We start from the raw sequence: 19,139 nt of genomic DNA, 5'->3' as shown, positions 1-19,139 counted from the left end.
ATTATTTTGGGCGCATGAAGGGCATTATTCTGGCAGCATGCTTACTTGCCGGTCTGCACACTGCAGCACAGCAAACCGTTACCATCTCCGGTAAAGCACAGGGCACCTATTACATGGTCAAATACCTGAGTAAAGACACTACTTCACTCCGCCCCGAAGTGGAATCCCTCTTCCGGCAGATAGACCGCTCTCTTTCCCTCTACCTCCCCGGCTCCCTCATCAACCGGTTTAACGAAGGAGAGAAAGTAGTGATGGACGTACATATGCGCCCCGTGATCCGCAAAGCACAGGAAGTAAGCCGCATTACAGGCGGACTATTTGATATCACCGTTAAACCACTGGTAGACCTGTGGGGCTTTGGCGTGGTACGCCATCAGAAAGGCAAACCGGCCGATGCGGAGATTCAGCGCACGTTACAGCGCGTAGGCTACGATAAGCTGCTCATCCGCTCCAAATACCTGCTGAAAAAGCAACCCGGTGTGGAGATCGACTGCAATGGCATTGCGCAGGGTTATACCACGGATGTGATAGCCAGGTTCCTGCAGTCGCGCGGGATTCGTAATTACCTCGTGGATGTGGGCGGCGAGCTGATGGCTATGGGGCATAACGATAAAGACCAGCCGTGGACGGTAGGCATCGAGCGCCGGCAGGAAGATACTGCCAGGCCCGAAAAAGGATGGCTCCGCCTTACTAATCGCGCGGTAGCCACCAGCGGTAATTACCAGCGTTATTTCGATGAAGGCGGTACCCGCTTTGCCCACACCATCCATCCCAAAACCGGCGAAGCCATTCACAACAACATCATCACCGTTACCGTTACGGCACCCAATGCCATGACGGCCGATGCATTCGATAATGCCCTCATCCTCCTCGGAGTAGAAAAAGGCCTGGCCTTTATCCGCGAACATCCTGAGCTGGGGCTGCAGGCATTGTATATCTACAAAGATGCAGACGGCACCGTCCGCGAAAAATATTCCGAAGCCTTCTTCGAAGTGCAGTAGGTACAAAAAAATGGGGCCGCCCTTACGGCGGCCCCTCCACTTCACATGTTCCGTTAATTGGTGGTCCTTATTACTGGATATGGAACTTCAAACCTATGTTAGCCTGTACTGAGTTGAAATTCTTGATCTCATACTGCTTGTAAGGCGCATAATTATATTGCACGCTGGCGTTGAACATAAATGGTGAGTATTTTCCGAAGGGTACGTTGATACCCAGCTCGGGGCTCACCTGGAACGCCCACTTATTCTCTTTCTCTACAAACTCACCCCAGTACTTTTCGTAATTCATATTGGCAGTACCGATACCGATGCCTGCATATGGCAGCACGGCTGCGTCGGGCTTGGTAAAGGTGTACTGTGCCGTGGCGAGGATGGGGATGGTTTGCAGTGTACGGGTTTGTACGGCGGAGATGTCTTCGCCTTTACCGGGGTACACGGCGCGGGGTAATCTTTGGTAGTAATCCGCGAAACCGGTTTTCAGTCCTACGGCAAACTGATCATTGATATGATACTGTACGCCAACGTTCCATCCGCGGAAGCTGGTTTTATCCGCATAGTCTTTCAGGGATCCGAGGGGCTGTGCTGCGGAATAATTGATATTTACGGAAAGGGGCGGACGGCTTTGTGCGTGAGCGGCTACAGTACCGCCGGCGATGATGGCCAGGCCCATTATAATTGCTTTAATACTTTTCATGTCGTTCGTTTTTTTAACATTACCTGTCTGTTACAAAATCCCACCCGTATTAAAGAGTGGTTTTCAGATACTGGCTCTGATCGAAGATGGATTTAACCATGCTATCGATGTTGTTGCCATTCCAAACACCGGTACCGCGCAGCATGGCATTCCAGATGGCTGTGAGCTGGTTGTTGCCGGATTTGGCATTCTTCAGGTCCACCAGGTCGATGGCCACTGATTTTTCATTGTACCTGAAAACGGAGTAGTAGCTGGGGAACCAGTAATTGAACCCGGGATATCCCCAGTAGCCTGCATCCCAATAGCCGGGGAAGCCTGCCCAGTAACCGGGATTGTACCCGATGGAAGTACTGGTAACATCGATACGGCTTACGTTCATGGCGAGGTCGGGCTTAGCCGCTTTATCTACCAGTGTGTAGCCGCGGGACTGCATCTGGGATTTCAACTGGGCAAGCAATTGCTTGTCGTACTGCGTCAATTCTTTTTTGGATGCTTCCCGGTTGCTGATCACCGCAACAGAGTCCACTATACTGAACGTTTTAAATGAGGTGAAGTCAGCTTTCTCGTCGTAGTTGGTCACATAAATGCGCGATTCGTCGGCGGTCATGTCATTCAGCGGCTCCTTGCGGCAGCTGCTGATGAGTACCATTGCTACTGCGAGCGCACTTAACATCAGTCCTGTCTTTTTCATATGTGTTCTATTTTATTTCCTTATAGTCAAATAGCCGGAAATGCTGCCCGTTACTGCTGCAGGCGGGCATGCATTTCTTTGCTTCTTCACACATTATCATTTTCACGTTCCGGCCTGTTTACTATTCAACGCTATAGACGCATGAATGTTACCGGCCGTTTACCATAAAAACGTTAAAGTTGACTAAAGGAAATGTTAAAGCAAAGCCGCCATGACGGCGGCTTGCATATGAAAATACGATGATATGAAAAGAGGGAGGAATATTACTATTGTTGCTGTAACGCAGCAGCGGTGAGGATTCCGCGGGATTGGAGTGCTTCGCGGAGTTGTTCGGGAGAAGTGAAGTGGATAGATTCGATACCGAATGCTTCCGCACCCTGAACATTGCGGAGATTATCATCAATAAAGATGGCCTGCGATTTGTCGACCGCGAAACGATCTGTCAGTAACTGATAAAATGCCGCATGCGGTTTACGCAGTTTTTCTTTTCCTGATACTACAATACCATCGAACCACTGCAGCCAGGGGTATTCCATGATAGCGATGGGAAATGTTTCGCTGGACCAGTTGGTGAGGGCGTATAATTTATAACGGCCACTGTCTTTCAGTGCTTTCAGAATCTCCACCGTACCGGGAATATCTCCCCCGAGCATTTCCTTCCATCTGCCGTAAAACGCGCGTATCTGTGCTTCGAAAGCAGGATGCTGCGCCACGAGCAGTTCTGTTCCGTCTGCCAGGCTGCGGCCTTCGTCCTGCATCTCGTTCCAGTCGGATGTGCAGATGTTTTCCAGGAAGTAATCCGTTTCCTCCGGCGTGGCAAAAACTTTACTATACAGGTAACGCGGATTCCAGTCTACCAGCACAGCGCCCAGGTCGAATATAACGGATTGATACGTGTGGTTATTCATGCAGTAAATGTATGTCGGGAAATGCCCCGGTGCAAGGATTATATAACATTTATTTTGAAAATATTAGTCGTTGGTACCGTCGGGCGTCCCAAGGAGTGCTTCGGCTGCATCATCGAGCAATTGGAGGTCTACCGAATCGCTTCCCGCAATGCCTTCGATGGAGCCTTTGATGTGGGCTGCGTTGAGCAGTACTTTCTCCAGTTGTTTTTCGCGGGCTTTCCAGAGCTTTTCCATGGCTTCGCGTTCTTTCTGGATAGACATCTTCATGGACCGGAAACCCTCGCGTATAGCGCTCCATTGTTCCGCAAACTCACCGCTGGTGAGGTAGTGGTACAGCAGGTGCATTTTATCGCCTTTGTTCTCCTGGCTTTTTACGGCGTTGTATACTTTGAGGATGGCATCGCGCAGTACCCAGGTAAGGCTTTTCACTTCGGTGAAAGTGCAGATCCAAACGCCGTCTTTTTCACCGAAGCGCTCCATGTCTTTCGGCAGGGCCTGTGTTACGAGTACGGCCACGTCGGCGCCTTGTGAGCGCATGTCTGCCTTCAGTTTTTCGATCCATTCGCGGGAGAAGTCTTTCGTGCGTTTGGATTCATAAATAATGCGGCCGCATTCCTGGCCGAACTGATTGCGCACGGTCTGGATACAGTCTGCACCGCGCACGCCTTTACCTACTTCGCTGATGGCATCGAAAGGGAAGGCGGAGCGGAGCATTTCTTCCAGTGCCAGTTCCATTACTTCGCCCTGCAATTGCATGGAGCCCTGTTCGGCTTTGCGGCGCATTTCTTCCGCGAGGCGGCGCTGATCTTCCAGCTGCTTTTCCATTTCGCGGAGGCGCAGCTGGTATTCGGTTTCCCGTATGTTATTACGCTCCGATTCTTCGCGGCGTATCTGTTCTGCGATGTGGTTGCGTTCTTCGATGATCTTCTTCTGCATGATGAGATCCAGCTCCTGTTCGCGGTTCTGGAGTTCCTGTGTTTTGCGGAGGAAGTCCAGCTCCCGGAGGCGTGCTTCTTTCAGCTTTTCTTCATTCGCAGTTTGGGCTTCGCGCATGAGGTTGAGCTGGTTTTCGAAGTCGGCCGATACGTTTTTACGGATCTGTTCACCAAGTGTTTCCTGCAATTTTGCTTTTTCGGACTGGAGGCGTTTATGGAGTTCATCTTCCTGGCGCTGGCGTTCGGCCGAAACCTGCTGGCGTTCGAGAACTATTTGTTGTTTGGCCTGTTCTACTTCCGACTTCTGGGCTTCGAGGGTTTCCACTCTTTTGCGCCATTCGGATTCCATTTTACCACGGAGGTCCTTTTTTATTTCGGCGGCCATGGCATCTTCCATGACAAACTGTGACCCGCAGTTGGGGCAGTTAACGTTTGTTCCCATATTTCACATGATTTAGCCTGCGGTCAAGTTACAGGCGTTGGTGCGCATAGTATCTGCGCGGTGGTAAAGTTAGCCGATTTTCCAGTTCGTGGATGAGGGGCAAAAAAAATCACCGGTTGAAAATCAACCGGTGATAGTGCGGAGGAAGAGATTCGAACTCTCACACCCTTTCGGGCTCTACCACCTCAAAGTAGCGCGTCTACCAGTTTCGCCACCTCCGCTGTTGTCAGGGTCGCAAAAATAGTTTCTTTTCTGATAAATTGATCATTTATCGGAATAATCTGAAGAATATTTTTCCTGTTTCCATTGATATCCCTTCAATGATAATGAAATCTACACTGTAAAATATGCAGCCGTTTTTCCTTGACAGCATATACCAAGCGATGTTCATCGGTTATCCGCCTGCTCCAATATCCAGCCAAATCTCCTTTAAGTGGCTCGGGTTTACCAATACCCTTAAAGGGAGACCGCATTGCATCTTTAATCAGTTCATTTATGCGTTGTAGCACTTTTTTGTCCTGTTGTTGCCAATAAAGATAATCTTCCCATGCATGGGTTTGCCACGCTAACTCCATAACTATTTTTCAATTAGTTTATGTTTAACGGATTTTCCTTTATTCATTTCCGTTATTGCTTCTTCTAGTCTTTTACGGTTAGCCTTGGTACTTGTCAAATGTAAGGTTTCTTGCAATGCATTATATTCGTCTAAATCCATTACAACAACATTTTTTCCCTGAGATCTGGCAACTACAACAATTTCTCTATCGTCATTGACTGCATTTAAATTTTCAGTGAGATTACTGCGAAACTCTGAATAGTTAACAACTCTCATAAGTACGTATTTGAGTACAAATATACGTACAAATATTAATAAATGCAATAATAAAAAAGCACCGACTGGAAACCAGCCGGTGCTTCGTGCGGAAGAGGAGATTCGAACTCCCAAGCCCTTTCAGGCACTACCACCTCAAAGTAGCGCGTCTACCAATTTCGCCACCTCCGCGTGCGTTGTTGGGGATGCAAAAATAAAGCCTTTTCGTAAATATCCAAATAAATTTATTTCCGTAGCCAGATCCGGAACGTGGTACCCTTGTTTACTTCAGACGATTTCACCGTCAGCCGCCCTTTATGGTAGTCCTGAATGATACGCCTGGCCAGCGACAGGCCCAGCCCCCACCCTCTCTTCTTGGTACTGAACCCCGGACGGAATATTTTCTCCTGCAGGCGTGCGGGAATCCCTTTTCCGGTATCGGAAATATCGATAATAAGGTGTGCCGGATGGTTTTCTATAACGATCTGTATCTGCCCTTTCCCCTCCATAGAGTCGAGCGCATTTTTCAGGAGGTTCTCCACTACCCAGTCGAACAATGTGGGCGAAATCATGGCCGTTACTTCATGCTCCGCCGTTTGCAGTGAGAAGTTCACTTTCTGCGGGGCACGTTTCTTAATGTACGCCATCATGGAGGCTACCTGCTCCACCACATTGCGTTCTTCCAGTTTGGGCACACTGCCTATTTTCGAAAAGCGGTCGGTAATCAGTTTAAGGCGGTCTACATCTTTGGCCAGCTCTGTGGCCAGGGGCCGCACTTCTTCATGCTCTTTCAGCAGTTCCACCCAGGCTTCCATGGATGATAATGGCGTACCCAGCTGGTGCGCGGTTTCCTTCGCCATGCCCACCCATACCTGGTTCTGGATGGCACGGTTGGTGGATGAAAGTGCAAATAATGTAAGCCCGATAAACAGCGCTACCACCAGCAGCTGTATATAAGGATAGTAACGTACCTGGCGCAGAATAAGGGAATCGCCGTAGTAGATGTAGTTGTTGGAATGACTATCCACCGCCATTACAAATGGCGGATGCTGGCGCTTAAAGCCTTCCAGCTGGCGTTCAAGATAATTTGTGTCTTTGGCCACCTGCTGCGAATCGAGGTTGCGGTGGTCGATGATCTGGCCCTGTTCGTTGGTGAGGATGAGAGGGATGGTGGTATTGGTAGTCACGATCTCCACGGCCAGGTTAAGATTGGCATCGGGAGAGGCTTGCAGCAGTTCGCGGTTGGCTTCTACCCATGTGGCCACCTTCTTCGTTTCTTCCTGCTGTATTTTTTCGGAGAGGTTATTCACAAACCAGATGGTCGTTACAATTATAACGACCGCCACTGCGATCAGGGAAAATTTCCAACCGGTAAATTGTCTAAACATCAGGATTTGGATAAAGACTGCAAGCCTTAATAATAAACTAATTTAGTAATATTTGGAGGCTTTGTTGCATATTTGCAACGCTAAAAATTTACTTAAAGCCAAAACATACCCTTTTGTCAGCATTGCCATCGGTAGCGGTCGTTATCCTCAACTGGAACGGAAGAGATTTCCTCGGGAAGTTTCTGCCCTCCGTGTGTGCGTCTGTGTACGGTAATCTGGAAATTTACCTGGCCGACAATGCATCTACCGACGATAGTGTGGCCTTCACCCAACAGCACTTCCCAGCTGTAAAGATCATCCGCAACGCTACCAACAGTGGTTTTGCAGGCGGTTATAATGAGGCCCTCCGGCATGTGAAGGCAGATATTTTCGTGCTCCTGAACCAGGATGTGGAAGTGGAAGCCAACTGGATAACACCTGTTATAGAACATATGCAGGCCAATCCGGATATGGCTGCCTGCCAGCCTAAACTGCGTGCGTGGCACGACCGGGAAAGCTTTGAATACGCCGGTGCTGCAGGCGGATGGATGGATATCCTCGGGTATACCTTCTGCCGCGGGCGCATCCTGTATACAACGGAGGTAGATAAAGGACAATACGACACCCCGCAGGACATCTTCTGGGCCAGCGGTGCAGCGCTCTTCATCCGTTCTGCCGCTTATTTTGAAATGGGCGGCTTCGATCCCTATTTCTTCGCGCATATGGAGGAAGTTGATCTTTGCTGGCGGCTGCAGCGGGCGGGGTATAGGATCGGGTACTGTCCACAGTCGGTAGTATACCACGTTGGCGGGGGCAGCCTGCCGCAGGGGAATCCGCGGAAGCTTTATCTCAATTTCCGGAACAACCTGATCATGCTGCGTAAAAACCTCCACTTCCAGGAGCAATGGATCATCCTTTCGCAGCGCCTGGTGCTGGATATGCTGGCAGCGGCTAAAAGCCTGGCGGCCGGCAAACCGAAAGATATGATGGCCATCTTCCGTGCTTACCGCGATTATTACCGCTGGCGCCGCGAAGTGGAGAAAACACTGACGGACACACTGCCCCGCAAACGGCTTTTTGATCTGCAGGGAGTATTCCATGGCATCATGATCTGGCGGTATTATTTCCTGAACCGCCGCAAGTTTTCCGAACTCTCCAAGCCGGGGAAGAAATAACCCGGTAATTTGGGATTTGATAATATACTTTGTAAGTTTGCACAGCGAAAAAAATGTATATGGAGCATACAGTTGAAAATAAGAATGACTTCACCCGTGACTGGGTATCTTCCTCCCGTTTCCTGTTTTACCTGAAACTGGCTTGTATCCTGGGTTTTGTATTAGGCGGTTGCTATAAACTGTCTGAACACAGATACAAAAAACCGAAAGTAACTGTACCGGAAAGCTCCCAATACAGCCCGAAATACAAATAATCTCCGGATTAAAAATATAGAAGCCGCACTGCACAGTGCGGCTTTTTTCATGCCCTGAATGGCCACTTTTAAGCCCTTTCCCGGGATGATTTTCGTCAGTTTGGATAGATGCATTTATGCATTAAAACCGTTCGGCAAATAAGCTTCATCATTACAAGGCAATTAGTCCATTTTAACCATAGGAATACAACATTGAGGCATAGATGGGAAAAAGCGGTGTAAAAGAGCATTTATAAGGGGGATAATGAAGGGTTAAAAGAGGCTTTAAACAGGGTTCAATATGCCTGTAACTATCCTTCAACCTACCGGTAACATAGCAGCAACCTACCAGTACCCATGGAGTAAAGGTGGACTTGATGTGTAGTTGATGTCTATTTGAGCTGCAGGTGAGTTATAGTAAATAACAGGCATGTAAAGTGAAGGCCGGATGCCTGCAGCCCATGACAATGCCTGGCGGAGGAATGGCCTGCCGGGCAAATTGGGGTTCCATATTATTTGATAATGAATTAATTACAACAAAATATCCCTTTTATGGCTGTGGGTCATTCCCGGGGCATTTGATCCTGACCGTTATTGGCGGGAGCCGTATGCTGTGGAAGCTCCGGCGGCAGGAGGAGCAGCTTCTTACGGGGACGCGATTTGGGAAGGGGCGCTTCCCGGGGCTGATCCCCTATCACTGCAATGATATCCGCAGCATTATACTTCCTGTCATAGGAGGTACCGTCTTTCAGGAAGGTTCTCACCTGAAGAGTCACCAGCAAAGTTCCTTTACCGGGTACGTCTACCGACAGGTCCGCTCCTGCGAAAGGTTGCTCCAGGTCGATGTGCAGCACGTCTGCATCCATCCCTGTAACACTACGGGTGGTAAAGTCGATCCGGGTGGCGATGATCTTTAACTCCATTCTTACAGCATCTCCATAGCCCTGCAGCTTCTGCGCGGGGATGTGAAGTTTACCATTCTGCGAGAAGACAGGCTGCCCGGGGAAGAACTTTTCTATACCGGCGTGCCTGTTGAACCTAAAGCCTTTCAGCCCGGCGTGGTTATTTCTGCCGGCGGTTACGATGGTACTATTAAGCCGGTTCACGACGTGGCCATCGCAGAGGATGTCGATATCAGGCGCAACAGCGCTGCGGATAAGGGCGCCTTTGCGGCTGGCAGCACCGAACCATTTGGCGGAACGGCGGGTATTTGCCGTTTGCCTGACGGTTTCCGGGGCAGTGCGCACACAGTATTTACCATTGCGCTTGTAGGCTATGAGGTTGCCTACCTTACCTGAAAAAGTGATAATTGAAGTTAAAATGGCCATTACAGGACTTTTTTGTTGTAACTGAATATACGTAAGACGCACAAGAGGGGTGACAGGGGTGTATTCGTGGATTTTTAAAGCGACTGCGACCCATTTTCAGTTTGTGCAATGGCAATCGAAGTAAGGTTGGATATTTTCGATTGTCACTTCTACCAGGGTTAGAAGTTTTCGAAACTTAGGTTGTCAGGATGTATTTATGAGAGACGGGGAATTAAATCGGATAGAAACAAGCATAAACAAAAAAGCCTGACTGCTATGCAATCAGGCTTCTTTTTCTGAGCGGAAGACCGGGCTCGAACCGGCCACCCCGACCTTGGCAAGGTCGTGCTCTACCAAATGAGCTACTTCCGCTTGTCCGTTTTGGGATTGCAAAAATAGGAAACAGTTTCAATTCAGCAAATAATATTCTCAGAAAACTTAAAAAAAAGTTTCGCCTGTAAAGGCGCATCCCCCGTAAGCCGCGCCCATACTGAGAATGCGCACTTACCGTTATTAAAGAAATTACTTTATCATTGTACAATTATTGCCAGCGAGACCATTTCCGCATATGAATAAATTCACACTGGCCGCCTGCTCCATCGCCCTGTTTTGCGCATGCAACAACAGTCCCAAACCGGAAAAGGCGCCTGAACAACCAGGAGAAACCATATCCCGGCCCGATAATTTCGCAGAAGATATTACTTTCCTCCGCGAATTTGCACAGCCGGCCGTATTGAAAGACAGCACCAGTAAATCCGCCATCGCCATCATCCCTGCATGGCAGGGCCGCGTCATCACCTCTTCGGTAGAAGAAAACGGCCGCAGCTTCGGCTGGCTCAATTACAGCACCATCGAAAACGGGAAAGCTGATGAATTCAGTACCTACGGTGGTGAAGACCGCTTCCTCCTCGGCCCGGAACCCACACCTGTCATCGATACAACAGTTTCCGAAAACGGAGATTCCGTTACTAAGCAAGCCACACCACCCGCACTAACCTCCACCCGAACCCTGCAACAGGTATCTTCCGCCAAGGGTATCACCGTCCTGGAAGGTGCTATCGGCATACAAAGTAAAAACGGCAACACTTTACATACTTCTGTTTCCCGCACCATCTCCCTCCTCTCCCGCCGCGATCTGCATAATTATCTCGGCGCCGATATTCACCGGAACATGCGTGCTGTTGGTTTCCATTCAGATAACATCATCATCAATTCCGGCGACCATCGCTGGGATACGGCGTATGGCACCACCTCCATCCGCATACGCGGCGTATTCCCCGTTACGCAGGCATCCATTGCCATCATTCCCCTCCGCCCCGGCGGTATAGTGGAAAACAGCGCAGCCCTGCCTAAAGAGCGCTTCCTCATTAAAAACAATATTGCATTTTTCAGGGCCGACGGGAACCTCTCTGCAGAAATAGGTGTGAAACAATCGTCCGCATTAAACTATGTGGGCCTGTACGACCCGGAGCGTGAAGTACTCACAGTTGTGCAGTTCACATTGCCGCGCAATCTGGCATTTTACCTGGGCGAAACCATGGAAGACAACCGGGCAGAAGTACTTACCATCCGCAACAACGGTCCTGAAAACCCTTATGCCCGCGGCCGTTTCATGGAAATACAAAGCGCTTCGCCCGCCGCCCTCCTGAAGCCCAAAGGCAGGATGCAACACTTCCACCGCACCATCCATCTGCAGGGCAGCGAAAAGCACCTCGGTGAAATCACGAAGAAATTGTTCGGGGTTACCGTGAAAGAATTGAAAGCGGCGCTGCCGTAACTACAGCGCCTTGATCTCGAGATTGTAAATATCGCGCAGGCGCAGCAAAGTGAGGTCCAGACTGTCTTTGGGGATACCTATTTCCATACTGCAGAACAGCTGGATGTCCTGCTTTGCAATTGTACATCCATTCTGCTTCACCACCATCATCACATCGTTGAGGATCGTATAGTCGAATATCAGCTGAAAGCGCGCTTCCACATTCTTCTGCACCGCGGGGATCAGCTGAAGCACCAGCGCACAGCTCATTTTGTATGCATTGATCAGGCCCGGCACACCCAGCAGGGTACCACCGAAGTAACGGACTACCACCACCAGCACATCCGTGAGCTGCTTGCTGTCGATCTGCCCCAGAATAGGCTTACCGGCAGAGCCCGCAGGCTCTCCATCGTCTACCGCGCGGAACTGCATACCGTCGGTTCCCAACCTGTAAGCGTAACAGTGGTGTGTGGCTTTGGGGTGTTCCTTTTTCACTTCCTGAAGGCATTCCTTCACCTGCTCGGCACTCTTCACCGGGAAGGCGAAAGCGAGGAATTTACTGCCCCTGTCTTTGAATTCGGCTACTGACTTCTTCTCAATCGTATAATAAACGTTCATTTCCTGTTTTTAAACCGTGTCCGGCACAAATGTGTCTATCCGGTCGCCGGCAATATAATTGCTTTCCTGCATAAGGGCGTGTTTAAGTACCGGAGCGGGCAGTCCGCCCCCGAGTGCCGCCTGTCCTGTAATAACGCGTGCTTCGTCCCAATGCCTGCCGCTGATGAATTGCTGCAAAAGTACAGCGCCTCCTTCCACGATCACGCTCAGGATATTTTCACGATGTAATTGTGCGAGCACCTGCGGCACGAGTGGCTGGTCCCGGTTGATCTCATCCGCTGTAAGGATCAGTGTGCGAACGGTTCCGTCGTGCAGATGATGACTGCCGGGTACTTTCCGGTCGAGGTCGAGCATGATACGGATGGGTGATTTACCCGGCCAGAGGCGTGCAGTAAGGCGCGGGTTATCCAGCAAAGCAGTTTGTGTTCCTACCATAATCCCCGCTTCCTCCGTTCTCCAGCGGTGAACAAGGCGGTCGGCATAAGGGTTGGAGATGCGGACGGGTTCTCTGCCGGGAGGGGCCATGTAACCGTCTGCCGATTGCGCCCATTTGAGGACCACATAGGGCCGCTGCTGCTCATGGAAAGTGAAGAAGCGCCTGTTCAGCTTTCTGCATTCCGCTTCCAGCACCCCTACTGTTACCTTAATACCGGCTTCCCGCAGTTTTTCGATGCCTTTGCCCGCTACCTTGGAGAAGGCATCCACGCAGCCTATTACCACTTCGGGGATTTGCTGTGCCACTACAAGATCGGCACAGGGCGGTGTTTTACCGAAATGGGCGCAGGGTTCGAGGGAAACATACATAACCGACCGCGGGATGAGGTCCTGCAATTCCGGGGGCACGCTGTTCACACAGTTAACCTCGGCATGCGGCCCGCCGAAGGCGTGGTGGTAGCCTTCGCCAATGATGACACCCTCATGCACGAGCACGGCACCCACCATAGGATTGGGGGCGGCATGACCTGCGCCTTTCAGTGCCAGGGCGATGCATCGTTGCATAAAAATTTCGTGCGGGTGGTGGTTCATCATTGCGTCGTAAATGATATGTTTGCAAAAATATCGTTTCAGCGGCTATTTTCCGCTGTTTTGCCGTATAACATGACCATCCAATCTGCATTTGCAAATCTGATCAATGCCATCCGCCCCCTGTACGACAACCGGGAAGCTGCCAATATAGGCCACCTTCTTATGGAACATCTCACCGGCCTGGGTAAGCTGGACCGCATCGTGCACAAGGATATGGACCTTTCCCCCAAACAGGAATCGCAATACAATGATGCCCTTGAACAATTGCTGGCCGGCAGGCCCATCCAGCACATTACGGGGAAAAGCTGGTTTTACGGCATGGAACTGATTGTGAGCGACCAGGTATTGATCCCCCGCCCGGAAACGGAGGAGCTGGTGGAATGGGTACTGCTCGACCATCCGGCCCAGCCCGCCCTCCGCCTGCTGGACATTGGAACCGGCAGCGGGTGCATCCCCATCGCCCTTAAAAAACACTGGCAGGCGGCCGATGTATGGGCTATGGATGTAAGTGCCGGCGCCCTCGCCGTAGCAGGCCGCAATGCACAGCTCCAGCATACCCCTGTAAATTTCCTGCAGCAGGATGTACTGGCCCCCCAGGCGGCCGCAGTACTCCCCTGCCTCAATATTATCGTCAGCAACCCGCCTTATATCCCCGAAAAAGAAAAGGCAGGCATGCAGCCTACCGTTCATGCATTTGAACCCTCCAACGCCCTGTTTGTGCCCGATAATGATCCCCTTTTGTTTTACCGCCGCATTGGCCAGCTGGCACAGGAAAGACTGGAGCCTGCAGGAAAGCTCTACTTCGAGATCCATGAAGATTATGGACCGGAGGTAAAAACCGAACTGGAGAAACAGGGGTTTGCGGATGTAAACCTGAAAAAGGATATGTTCGGGAAAGACAGGATGGTGCGTGCCACAAAGCGCGGGGCATAAAAAAAACTGCACCGTTGCGGGTGCAGTTCCAGTATAGCTACTTTGATTTTCCGGTAATTACTTCGCTGGTGTATTAGTCGGCTTCGCCGTACCCAGCACCGTTTTAGCACCCAGTTGCCGTGCTATCTCCATCACTTCGATGATCTTGCCGATAGGCACGGTTTCTTCCGCATTGATAACAATGGTATTGTCTATTTCACCTGCGGGCAGCTTGGCGGCCAGGGCAGCCTGCAGCTCATTGAAGTTGACAGGACTGGTGCCTACGAAATACCGCTGTGCTGCATCAATGCTTACCACCACCGTTTGTTTGGCTTTGGTATTGGAAGTAGCCTTCGGCAACGCCAGTTTGATGACGTTGGGATTGGCCAGGGTGGAGACAATCAGGAAAAACAGCAGCAGGATGAACAGGATATCGTTCAGTGCGCCGCTGTGCATTTCCGCATGCCTGTTGCTTCGTCTCCGCAAATTCATGATTGATTCAGTTTCTGATGAAGAATTTATCGTTTAACCGGCTCCATGAGCACGTCAATGAAATCAGCGGATGCTGCTTCCATCTTGTTCACCACCTTATCGATCTGCGCCTGCAGGTAGCTGTAACCTACATAAGCAACCAGACCGATGATAAGCCCCGTTGCGGAGGTCACCATTTTCACATAGATACCGCCTGCGATGCCGCCGAGCGTCATATCAGAAGTCTGGGAGATGTTGAAGAAGGTCTGGATCATACCGGCAATGGTACCAAGGAATCCGAACATGGGGGCGATACCGGCGATGATGGACAGTACCACGAGGTTCTTTTCCATTTTGTAGATCTCCAGTTTACCCACGTTCTCCATTGATTTCTCAATGCTGTCTACCGGTTTACCGATGCGCTGGATGCCTTTATCGATCATGCGGGCAATAGGGCCGGCAGTGTTCTTGGAAAGGGAGCGGGCAGCGCTGATATTATCGGAAGTGATCTGATCGCGGATCATTGGCATGAAATTGCTTTCCAGCTTAGCCGCGCGGGAGATGGTGATGTATCTTTCCACAAAAACATAAATGGCGATCACGGAAAGTACCCCGAGCGGGATCATCAGCGGGCCGCCTTTTACAATCATATCCCACAGCTTCATTTCCTGCGTGGCGGTGGCGGCGTGTTGAGCGGCCGTTGCCACTGTGTCGGCCTTCGGCAGCAGCAGCGAATCCTGCATTAGCGTTACGAGTCCTAGCAACATGTATTTAATTTATGTTCGTTTTGTATAAACAAGGGATCAAAGTAATAATAAAAACGCATTCACCGGCAATAAATTATACGGCGCGCTCTTCCCATACACGGACGAGCTGAATGATTACATCAACGGCTTTCTGCATATCCTGTACGCTCACATATTCGTGCTTCGAATGCAGTGCCATCTCCCCTGTGAAAATATTCGGACAGGGCAGGCCCATAAAGGAAAGCCTTGAACCGTCTGTCCCCCCGCGGATGCTCATCTTCAATGGTTCCACACCCGCGCGGCGGATAGCTTCTTCCGCATTGGCCGCCACTTCCGGGAACTTCACCAGTACTTCTTTCATATTACGGTACTGCTCTTTCACTTCGAAAACACCAGTAGCTCCGGGATGCTTTGCCACCACGTTTTCCATGATCCTGCGCAGGTAAAACTCATGCCCTTCCAGCTCTGCGGTGGTAAAGTCGCGGATGATGAATTCCATCTCCGCCTTCTCCGTAATACCGTCTATCCGCACGGGATGGATAAAGCCCTGGCGGTCTTCGGTAGTTTCCGGACTGAGGATATCCTTGGGCAGCGAATGCAATATCTCCGCAGCGATCTTGATGGCGCTCACCAGTTTGCCTTTTGCGGCACCCGGGTGGGCACTTACGCCGTGAATGGTAATCTTAACCCCATCGGCAGAAAATGTCTCATCTTCCAGCGCACCGAGCTCTCCCCCGTCGAGGGTATACCCGAACTGTGCACCCAGCTTCTGCATATCCACATGCTGCACACCGCGGCCTACTTCTTCGTCGGGCGTGAAGAGGATACGGATCTTGCCATGTGGCACTTCGGGGTGTTGGATGAGATATTGTGCGGCATCCATGATTTCGGCCACACCGGCTTTGTTATCTGCCCCCAGCAGGGTTTTACCGCTGGCAGTGATGATATCGTCGCCTATCTTCTGCGACAGGTACGGATGTTCCTGAACGGAGATGATCTGCGAAGGATCGTCGGGCAGTACAATGTCTTTTCCGTCGTACTTACGGTGCAGGATGGGCTTCACGTCTTTACCCGAACAATCGGGCGCGGTGTCCATGTGCGCACAGAGGCAGATGACGGGAACATTCTTATCGGATGTGGCGGGAATGGTGGCATATACATACCCATGTGCATCCAGTTCTGCGTCTGCGATGCCGATCTGCTGCAATTCCTGTACCAACAAGCGGCCCAGGTCTTTTTGCTTCTCAGTGGAAGGGAATGTAGTGCTTTGGGGATCGGATTGGGTATCGATGGTCACGTAGCGGAGGAAGCGGTCGGTGACGGAGTATGCATAGTTATGTTCCATATGGGTATAAAAAGTGAAAGTAAAAAGCAGCGGACCACTTTTTACTTTCAGGAATTTTATGAGTAAGAAACCGGATTAAACGATCTCTACCAGTTCAATTTCAAATACGAGGGGCTGGCCAGCCAGCGGGTGGTTTGCATCGAGCTTGATAAACTCGTCGGTGATGGCTACCACTTTCACAGGGAACACCTGGCCCTGGGGGTTGCTCATCTGCAGGTCCATACCAACCTGGGGATTGAGATCTGCAGGGATGTTCTCTTTAGGGAATTCCATGATCAGCTCTTCGCTTTTAGGGCCGTAAGCTTCCTCAACGGCAATATTGAGCGTTCTCTTGTCTCCGGGTTTCATATCGAGCACACCGTTGTCAAAACCCTTGATCACCATGCCGGAGCCTACCTTAAACTCGAGCGGGTCCCTTCCTTCGGATGAATCAAAGGTTTCGCCATTTTCTAACCGCCCGTGGTAATGCACGCGAACGGTATCGCCGGTCTTAACTTGTTGCATATAAAATATTTAAAATAAGATAATAGAAGGTGAAGGTACAATTTTTGTTTTTTATTTACGGTTTGCCACCTTATTTTGTTGCACCCAACACAATTTCGCATGCGATATATCCTGAATATACTGATCATCAGCTGCCTGGCCTTAACCGCCACTGCACAGCAGCCAAATGTTCGCACCGGCGCACAGCGCACCGAAGCTTACCTGCCCCTCCTGAAAGGAAAAAGGGTGGGCATGCTGGTGAACCAGACCTCCATGATAAGCCCGCAAACCCACCTGGTGGATTCCCTGCTTGCCCTGAAAATTAACATCACCAAAATATTCAGTCCGGAACATGGCTTCCGCGGAATGGCCGATGCCGGTGAGAAGATTGATAACAGCCGCGACAGCCGTACCGGTCTGCCCATCGTTTCCCTGTACGGCAAACACCGCCAGGCCGATGCAGCAGATCTGGCCGATGTGGACGTCCTTATCTTCGATGTGCAGGACGCCGGGGTGCGCTTTTACACCTACATTTCCACGCTGGAAGAACTGATGGTGTCTGCCGCTCAGCATAAGAAATCCCTCATCATCCTGGACCGTCCCAATCCCATCGGTCATTTCATAGACGGGCCCATACTCGATACCGCCTTCCGCTCTTTCGTAGGCATGCAGCCCATCCCTACGGTTCATGGTATGACAGTAGGTGAATACGCACAAATGCTCAACGGGGAAGGCTGGCTGAAAGGGAAGATCAAATGCCCCATCACCGTCATCACCTGCGAAAATTACGACCACAATACCATGTACCAGCTGCCGGTGCGGCCCTCGCCAAACCTGCCCAACATGCGGAGCATCTACCTTTACCCGTCCACCTGCCTGTTCGAAGGCACTGTTTTCAGTCTCGGCCGCGGAACGGATAAGCCCTTCCAGGTGTATGGCCATCCGCTGCTGCCCAAAAACCTGTATTCCTTTACACCCCGCAGCGTGCCGGGTGCTAAATCTCCGGTGCTGATGGATTCGCTGTGTTACGGGTACGATCTCACCATCACTGATCCCCTCACAGACCAGATTGATCTGAGCTTTATCCTCAACGCATATCAGCTTTTCCCGGAAAAAGCACGCTTCTTCAATAACTTCTTCGACAAGCTGGCGGGCAGTGCAAAACTCCGTCAGCAGATACAACAGGGCCTTAGCGAGGCGGCTATCCGCAAAAGCTGGGAACCCGGCCTGAAGCAATTTGCCGCCATACGGAAGAAATACCTGTTGTATACCGATTTCTAAATTGAATACATTTGCATCCATGAGAATCATTTTTATGGGCACGCCCGACTTCGCCGTTGCCTCTCTCGATGCACTGGTTCAGAACGGATATAATGTGGTAGCCGTGATCACGGCGCCTGATAAGCCTGCCGGCCGCGGCCTGCAACTGCAGCAAAGCGCCGTTAAGCAATATGCTGTACAGCACAACATACCCGTGCTGCAACCCGAAAAACTGAAGAATCCCGCGTTCCTCGACGAACTGCGCGCCTATAAAGCCGACCTGCAGGTGGTAGTAGCATTCCGCATGCTGCCCGTTGTAGTGTGGGACATGCCGCCCCTCGGCACCATCAATGTACACGCCTCCCTCCTGCCCCAGTACCGTGGTGCAGCGCCTATCAACTGGGCCATCATCAACGGGGAGCAACGCAGTGGGGTTACCACCTTTAAACTGCAGCACGAAATCGATACGGGTAATGTATTGTTCAGTAGTGAAGTACCCATCCGGCCGGATGAAACCGCGGGTGAACTGCACGATGAACTCATGAAGGCCGGTGCTGAAACACTCCTCCGCACCGTAGCTGCTTTGAAAGAAGGCAACCTCCATGGCCAGCCCCAGCAGGAAATAGAAGCAGGTGAACTGAAGCATGCGCCCAAGATCTTTAAAGACGATTGCCGTATTAACTGGGAATTGCCGCTGGAGAAGGTTTACAACCTGGTACGCGGGCTCAGTCCATACCCCACAGCATTCACCATGCTGCAGAACAAAACACTGAAAATCTACAAAGCGGAAATGGAACCTGCCACGCATAACCAGGCACCCGGCAGCGTGCATTCCGATAAGAAAACATACCTCAAATTCGCTGCAGAAGGCGGTTACCTCAACGTGCTGGAGTTACAGCTGGAAGGGAAGAAGAAGATGGGGACAGAAGAATTTCTGCGGGGTTTCCGTTTCGAATAA

At 50.8% G+C, this 19,139-nt stretch carries 21 protein-coding genes and 3 tRNA genes; 7 read left to right on the top strand and 17 right to left on the bottom strand.

Annotation, left to right across the window (positions count from 1 at the left end):
• Nucleotides 1-14: 14 nt before the first annotated feature.
• Nucleotides 15-1,001, top strand: coding sequence for an FAD:protein FMN transferase (locus tag DEV76_RS14260; protein ID WP_157962894.1), 987 nt, complete (start codon nucleotides 15-17; stop codon nucleotides 999-1,001).
• Between the two features lie 70 nt (nucleotides 1,002-1,071).
• Here the strand turns inward: DEV76_RS14260 and DEV76_RS14255 are convergent, their stop codons facing one another.
• The 9 genes from DEV76_RS14255 to DEV76_RS14215 all read right to left on the bottom strand — a co-directional run bounded on the left by DEV76_RS14255 (nucleotide 1,072) and on the right by DEV76_RS14215 (nucleotide 6,870).
• Nucleotides 1,072-1,695, bottom strand: a complete 624-nt coding sequence (locus DEV76_RS14255) for an outer membrane beta-barrel protein (protein WP_109698581.1) — start codon at nucleotides 1,693-1,695, stop codon at nucleotides 1,072-1,074.
• A 49-nt stretch (nucleotides 1,696-1,744) separates the two neighbouring features.
• Nucleotides 1,745-2,386, bottom strand: a complete 642-nt coding sequence (locus DEV76_RS14250) for a DUF4136 domain-containing protein (protein ID WP_109698580.1) — start codon at nucleotides 2,384-2,386, stop codon at nucleotides 1,745-1,747.
• Between the two features lie 266 nt (nucleotides 2,387-2,652).
• A complete protein-coding gene (locus tag DEV76_RS14245) occupies nucleotides 2,653-3,294 on the bottom strand; it encodes an HAD family hydrolase (RefSeq protein WP_109698579.1) in 642 nt (213 codons plus the stop codon).
• Nucleotides 3,295-3,357: 63 nt separating this feature from the next.
• On the bottom strand, nucleotides 3,358-4,671 hold the full coding sequence (locus DEV76_RS14240) for a DUF2130 domain-containing protein (RefSeq protein WP_109698578.1): 1,314 nt from the start codon (nucleotides 4,669-4,671) through the stop codon (nucleotides 3,358-3,360).
• A 137-nt stretch (nucleotides 4,672-4,808) separates the two neighbouring features.
• Nucleotides 4,809-4,892 (bottom strand) — tRNA-Leu (locus tag DEV76_RS14235).
• A 96-nt stretch (nucleotides 4,893-4,988) separates the two neighbouring features.
• Nucleotides 4,989-5,246, bottom strand: a complete 258-nt coding sequence (locus DEV76_RS14230) for a Txe/YoeB family addiction module toxin (protein WP_109698577.1) — start codon at nucleotides 5,244-5,246, stop codon at nucleotides 4,989-4,991.
• 2 nt (nucleotides 5,247-5,248) lie between these two features.
• Complete coding sequence (locus tag DEV76_RS14225; protein ID WP_109698576.1) at nucleotides 5,249-5,503, bottom strand: type II toxin-antitoxin system Phd/YefM family antitoxin; 255 nt, start codon at nucleotides 5,501-5,503, stop codon at nucleotides 5,249-5,251.
• Nucleotides 5,504-5,590: 87 nt separating this feature from the next.
• Nucleotides 5,591-5,674, bottom strand: a tRNA-Leu gene (locus DEV76_RS14220).
• Nucleotides 5,675-5,727: 53 nt separating this feature from the next.
• A complete protein-coding gene (locus DEV76_RS14215; RefSeq protein ID WP_109698575.1) occupies nucleotides 5,728-6,870 on the bottom strand; it encodes a sensor histidine kinase in 1,143 nt (380 codons plus the stop codon).
• A gap of 113 nt (nucleotides 6,871-6,983) precedes the next feature.
• Between DEV76_RS14215 and DEV76_RS14210 the strand changes: the two genes are divergently transcribed.
• Together DEV76_RS14210 and DEV76_RS14205 are read left to right on the top strand one after the other, a co-directional pair.
• Nucleotides 6,984-8,024: a glycosyltransferase family 2 protein gene (locus DEV76_RS14210; protein ID WP_109698574.1), complete on the top strand. Its 1,041-nt coding sequence runs from the start codon at nucleotides 6,984-6,986 to the stop codon at nucleotides 8,022-8,024.
• Between the two features lie 59 nt (nucleotides 8,025-8,083).
• The gene (locus DEV76_RS14205) at nucleotides 8,084-8,278 is read left to right on the top strand and encodes a hypothetical protein (protein WP_109698647.1); all 195 of its coding nucleotides are present in this window, start codon (nucleotides 8,084-8,086) and stop codon (nucleotides 8,276-8,278) included.
• A 542-nt stretch (nucleotides 8,279-8,820) separates the two neighbouring features.
• On the opposite strand, the gene DEV76_RS14200 is transcribed toward DEV76_RS14205, so the two are convergent.
• Together DEV76_RS14200 and DEV76_RS14195 are read right to left on the bottom strand one after the other, a co-directional pair.
• Nucleotides 8,821-9,585 carry a hypothetical protein gene (locus DEV76_RS14200; RefSeq protein ID WP_109698573.1) on the bottom strand — a complete coding sequence of 255 codons (765 nt, stop codon included), beginning with the start codon at nucleotides 9,583-9,585 and terminating at the stop codon, nucleotides 8,821-8,823.
• 278 nt (nucleotides 9,586-9,863) lie between these two features.
• A tRNA-Gly gene (locus DEV76_RS14195) sits at nucleotides 9,864-9,936 on the bottom strand.
• Nucleotides 9,937-10,132: 196 nt separating this feature from the next.
• Here DEV76_RS14195 and DEV76_RS14190 point away from each other — a divergent pair.
• Nucleotides 10,133-11,341, top strand: a complete 1,209-nt coding sequence (locus tag DEV76_RS14190) for a DUF6786 family protein (RefSeq protein ID WP_109698572.1) — start codon at nucleotides 10,133-10,135, stop codon at nucleotides 11,339-11,341.
• Here DEV76_RS14190 and DEV76_RS14185 read toward each other — a convergent pair whose 3' ends face one another.
• Nucleotides 11,342-11,938, bottom strand: a complete 597-nt coding sequence (locus tag DEV76_RS14185) for an IMPACT family protein (RefSeq protein WP_109698571.1) — start codon at nucleotides 11,936-11,938, stop codon at nucleotides 11,342-11,344.
• 9 nt (nucleotides 11,939-11,947) lie between these two features.
• Complete coding sequence (gene ribD, locus DEV76_RS14180; RefSeq protein ID WP_232826950.1) at nucleotides 11,948-12,937, bottom strand: bifunctional diaminohydroxyphosphoribosylaminopyrimidine deaminase/5-amino-6-(5-phosphoribosylamino)uracil reductase RibD; 990 nt, start codon at nucleotides 12,935-12,937, stop codon at nucleotides 11,948-11,950.
• A 99-nt stretch (nucleotides 12,938-13,036) separates the two neighbouring features.
• Between ribD and prmC the strand changes: the two genes are divergently transcribed.
• On the top strand, nucleotides 13,037-13,897 hold the full coding sequence (gene prmC, locus DEV76_RS14175) for a peptide chain release factor N(5)-glutamine methyltransferase (RefSeq protein ID WP_157962893.1): 861 nt from the start codon (nucleotides 13,037-13,039) through the stop codon (nucleotides 13,895-13,897).
• A 57-nt stretch (nucleotides 13,898-13,954) separates the two neighbouring features.
• Here prmC and DEV76_RS14170 read toward each other — a convergent pair whose 3' ends face one another.
• From DEV76_RS14170 to DEV76_RS14155, 4 genes are all read right to left on the bottom strand, one after another.
• Complete coding sequence (locus DEV76_RS14170; protein WP_109698568.1) at nucleotides 13,955-14,368, bottom strand: ExbD/TolR family protein; 414 nt, start codon at nucleotides 14,366-14,368, stop codon at nucleotides 13,955-13,957.
• A 26-nt stretch (nucleotides 14,369-14,394) separates the two neighbouring features.
• Complete coding sequence (locus DEV76_RS14165; protein WP_109698567.1) at nucleotides 14,395-15,114, bottom strand: MotA/TolQ/ExbB proton channel family protein; 720 nt, start codon at nucleotides 15,112-15,114, stop codon at nucleotides 14,395-14,397.
• Between the two features lie 73 nt (nucleotides 15,115-15,187).
• Nucleotides 15,188-16,438: a peptidase T gene (gene pepT / locus DEV76_RS14160; protein ID WP_109698566.1), complete on the bottom strand. Its 1,251-nt coding sequence runs from the start codon at nucleotides 16,436-16,438 to the stop codon at nucleotides 15,188-15,190.
• 75 nt (nucleotides 16,439-16,513) lie between these two features.
• Nucleotides 16,514-16,942, bottom strand: coding sequence for an FKBP-type peptidyl-prolyl cis-trans isomerase (locus DEV76_RS14155; RefSeq protein WP_109698565.1), 429 nt, complete (start codon nucleotides 16,940-16,942; stop codon nucleotides 16,514-16,516).
• A gap of 99 nt (nucleotides 16,943-17,041) precedes the next feature.
• Between DEV76_RS14155 and DEV76_RS14150 the strand changes: the two genes are divergently transcribed.
• Both DEV76_RS14150 and fmt read left to right on the top strand, forming a co-directional pair.
• Entirely contained in the window at nucleotides 17,042-18,202 is a 1,161-nt protein-coding gene (locus DEV76_RS14150; protein WP_109698564.1) for an exo-beta-N-acetylmuramidase NamZ family protein, read from the top strand.
• Nucleotides 18,203-18,221: 19 nt separating this feature from the next.
• Nucleotides 18,222-19,139, top strand: coding sequence for a methionyl-tRNA formyltransferase (fmt, locus tag DEV76_RS14145; protein WP_109698563.1), 918 nt, complete (start codon nucleotides 18,222-18,224; stop codon nucleotides 19,137-19,139).

Origin of the sequence: Chitinophaga deserti, from assembly GCF_003149455.1 — a bacterium.
GTDB classification, from domain to species: domain Bacteria; phylum Bacteroidota; class Bacteroidia; order Chitinophagales; family Chitinophagaceae; genus Chitinophaga; species Chitinophaga deserti.
The sequence above is the reverse complement of the archived record's forward strand: the minus strand, read 5'-3'. Positions and strand labels throughout refer to the sequence as shown.

Bases quoted from the DNA above. Each gene is read 5' to 3' on its own strand.
- DEV76_RS14185 (WP_109698571.1), bottom strand. From the start codon at position 11,938: ATGAACGTTTATTATACGATTGAGAAGAAGTCAGTAGCCGAATTCAAA.
- DEV76_RS14255 (WP_109698581.1), bottom strand. From the start codon at position 1,695: ATGAAAAGTATTAAAGCAATTATAATGGGCCTGGCCATCATCGCCGGC.
- DEV76_RS14205 (WP_109698647.1), top strand. From the start codon at position 8,084: ATGGAGCATACAGTTGAAAATAAGAATGACTTCACCCGTGACTGGGTA.
- prmC (WP_157962893.1), top strand. From the start codon at position 13,037: ATGACCATCCAATCTGCATTTGCAAATCTGATCAATGCCATCCGCCCC.
- DEV76_RS14190 (WP_109698572.1), top strand. From the start codon at position 10,133: ATGAATAAATTCACACTGGCCGCCTGCTCCATCGCCCTGTTTTGCGCA.
- DEV76_RS14240 (WP_109698578.1), bottom strand. From the start codon at position 4,671: ATGGGAACAAACGTTAACTGCCCCAACTGCGGGTCACAGTTTGTCATG.
- DEV76_RS14250 (WP_109698580.1), bottom strand. From the start codon at position 2,386: ATGAAAAAGACAGGACTGATGTTAAGTGCGCTCGCAGTAGCAATGGTA.
- ribD (WP_232826950.1), bottom strand. From the start codon at position 12,937: ATGCAACGATGCATCGCCCTGGCACTGAAAGGCGCAGGTCATGCCGCC.
- DEV76_RS14200 (WP_109698573.1), bottom strand. From the start codon at position 9,585: ATGGCCATTTTAACTTCAATTATCACTTTTTCAGGTAAGGTAGGCAAC.
- DEV76_RS14170 (WP_109698568.1), bottom strand. From the start codon at position 14,368: ATGAATTTGCGGAGACGAAGCAACAGGCATGCGGAAATGCACAGCGGC.
- DEV76_RS14150 (WP_109698564.1), top strand. From the start codon at position 17,042: ATGCGATATATCCTGAATATACTGATCATCAGCTGCCTGGCCTTAACC.
- pepT (WP_109698566.1), bottom strand. From the start codon at position 16,438: ATGGAACATAACTATGCATACTCCGTCACCGACCGCTTCCTCCGCTAC.
- DEV76_RS14230 (WP_109698577.1), bottom strand. From the start codon at position 5,246: ATGGAGTTAGCGTGGCAAACCCATGCATGGGAAGATTATCTTTATTGG.
- DEV76_RS14155 (WP_109698565.1), bottom strand. From the start codon at position 16,942: ATGCAACAAGTTAAGACCGGCGATACCGTTCGCGTGCATTACCACGGG.
- DEV76_RS14165 (WP_109698567.1), bottom strand. From the start codon at position 15,114: ATGTTGCTAGGACTCGTAACGCTAATGCAGGATTCGCTGCTGCTGCCG.
- fmt (WP_109698563.1), top strand. From the start codon at position 18,222: ATGAGAATCATTTTTATGGGCACGCCCGACTTCGCCGTTGCCTCTCTC.
- DEV76_RS14225 (WP_109698576.1), bottom strand. From the start codon at position 5,503: ATGAGAGTTGTTAACTATTCAGAGTTTCGCAGTAATCTCACTGAAAAT.
- DEV76_RS14245 (WP_109698579.1), bottom strand. From the start codon at position 3,294: ATGAATAACCACACGTATCAATCCGTTATATTCGACCTGGGCGCTGTG.
- DEV76_RS14260 (WP_157962894.1), top strand. From the start codon at position 15: ATGAAGGGCATTATTCTGGCAGCATGCTTACTTGCCGGTCTGCACACT.
- DEV76_RS14215 (WP_109698575.1), bottom strand. From the start codon at position 6,870: ATGTTTAGACAATTTACCGGTTGGAAATTTTCCCTGATCGCAGTGGCG.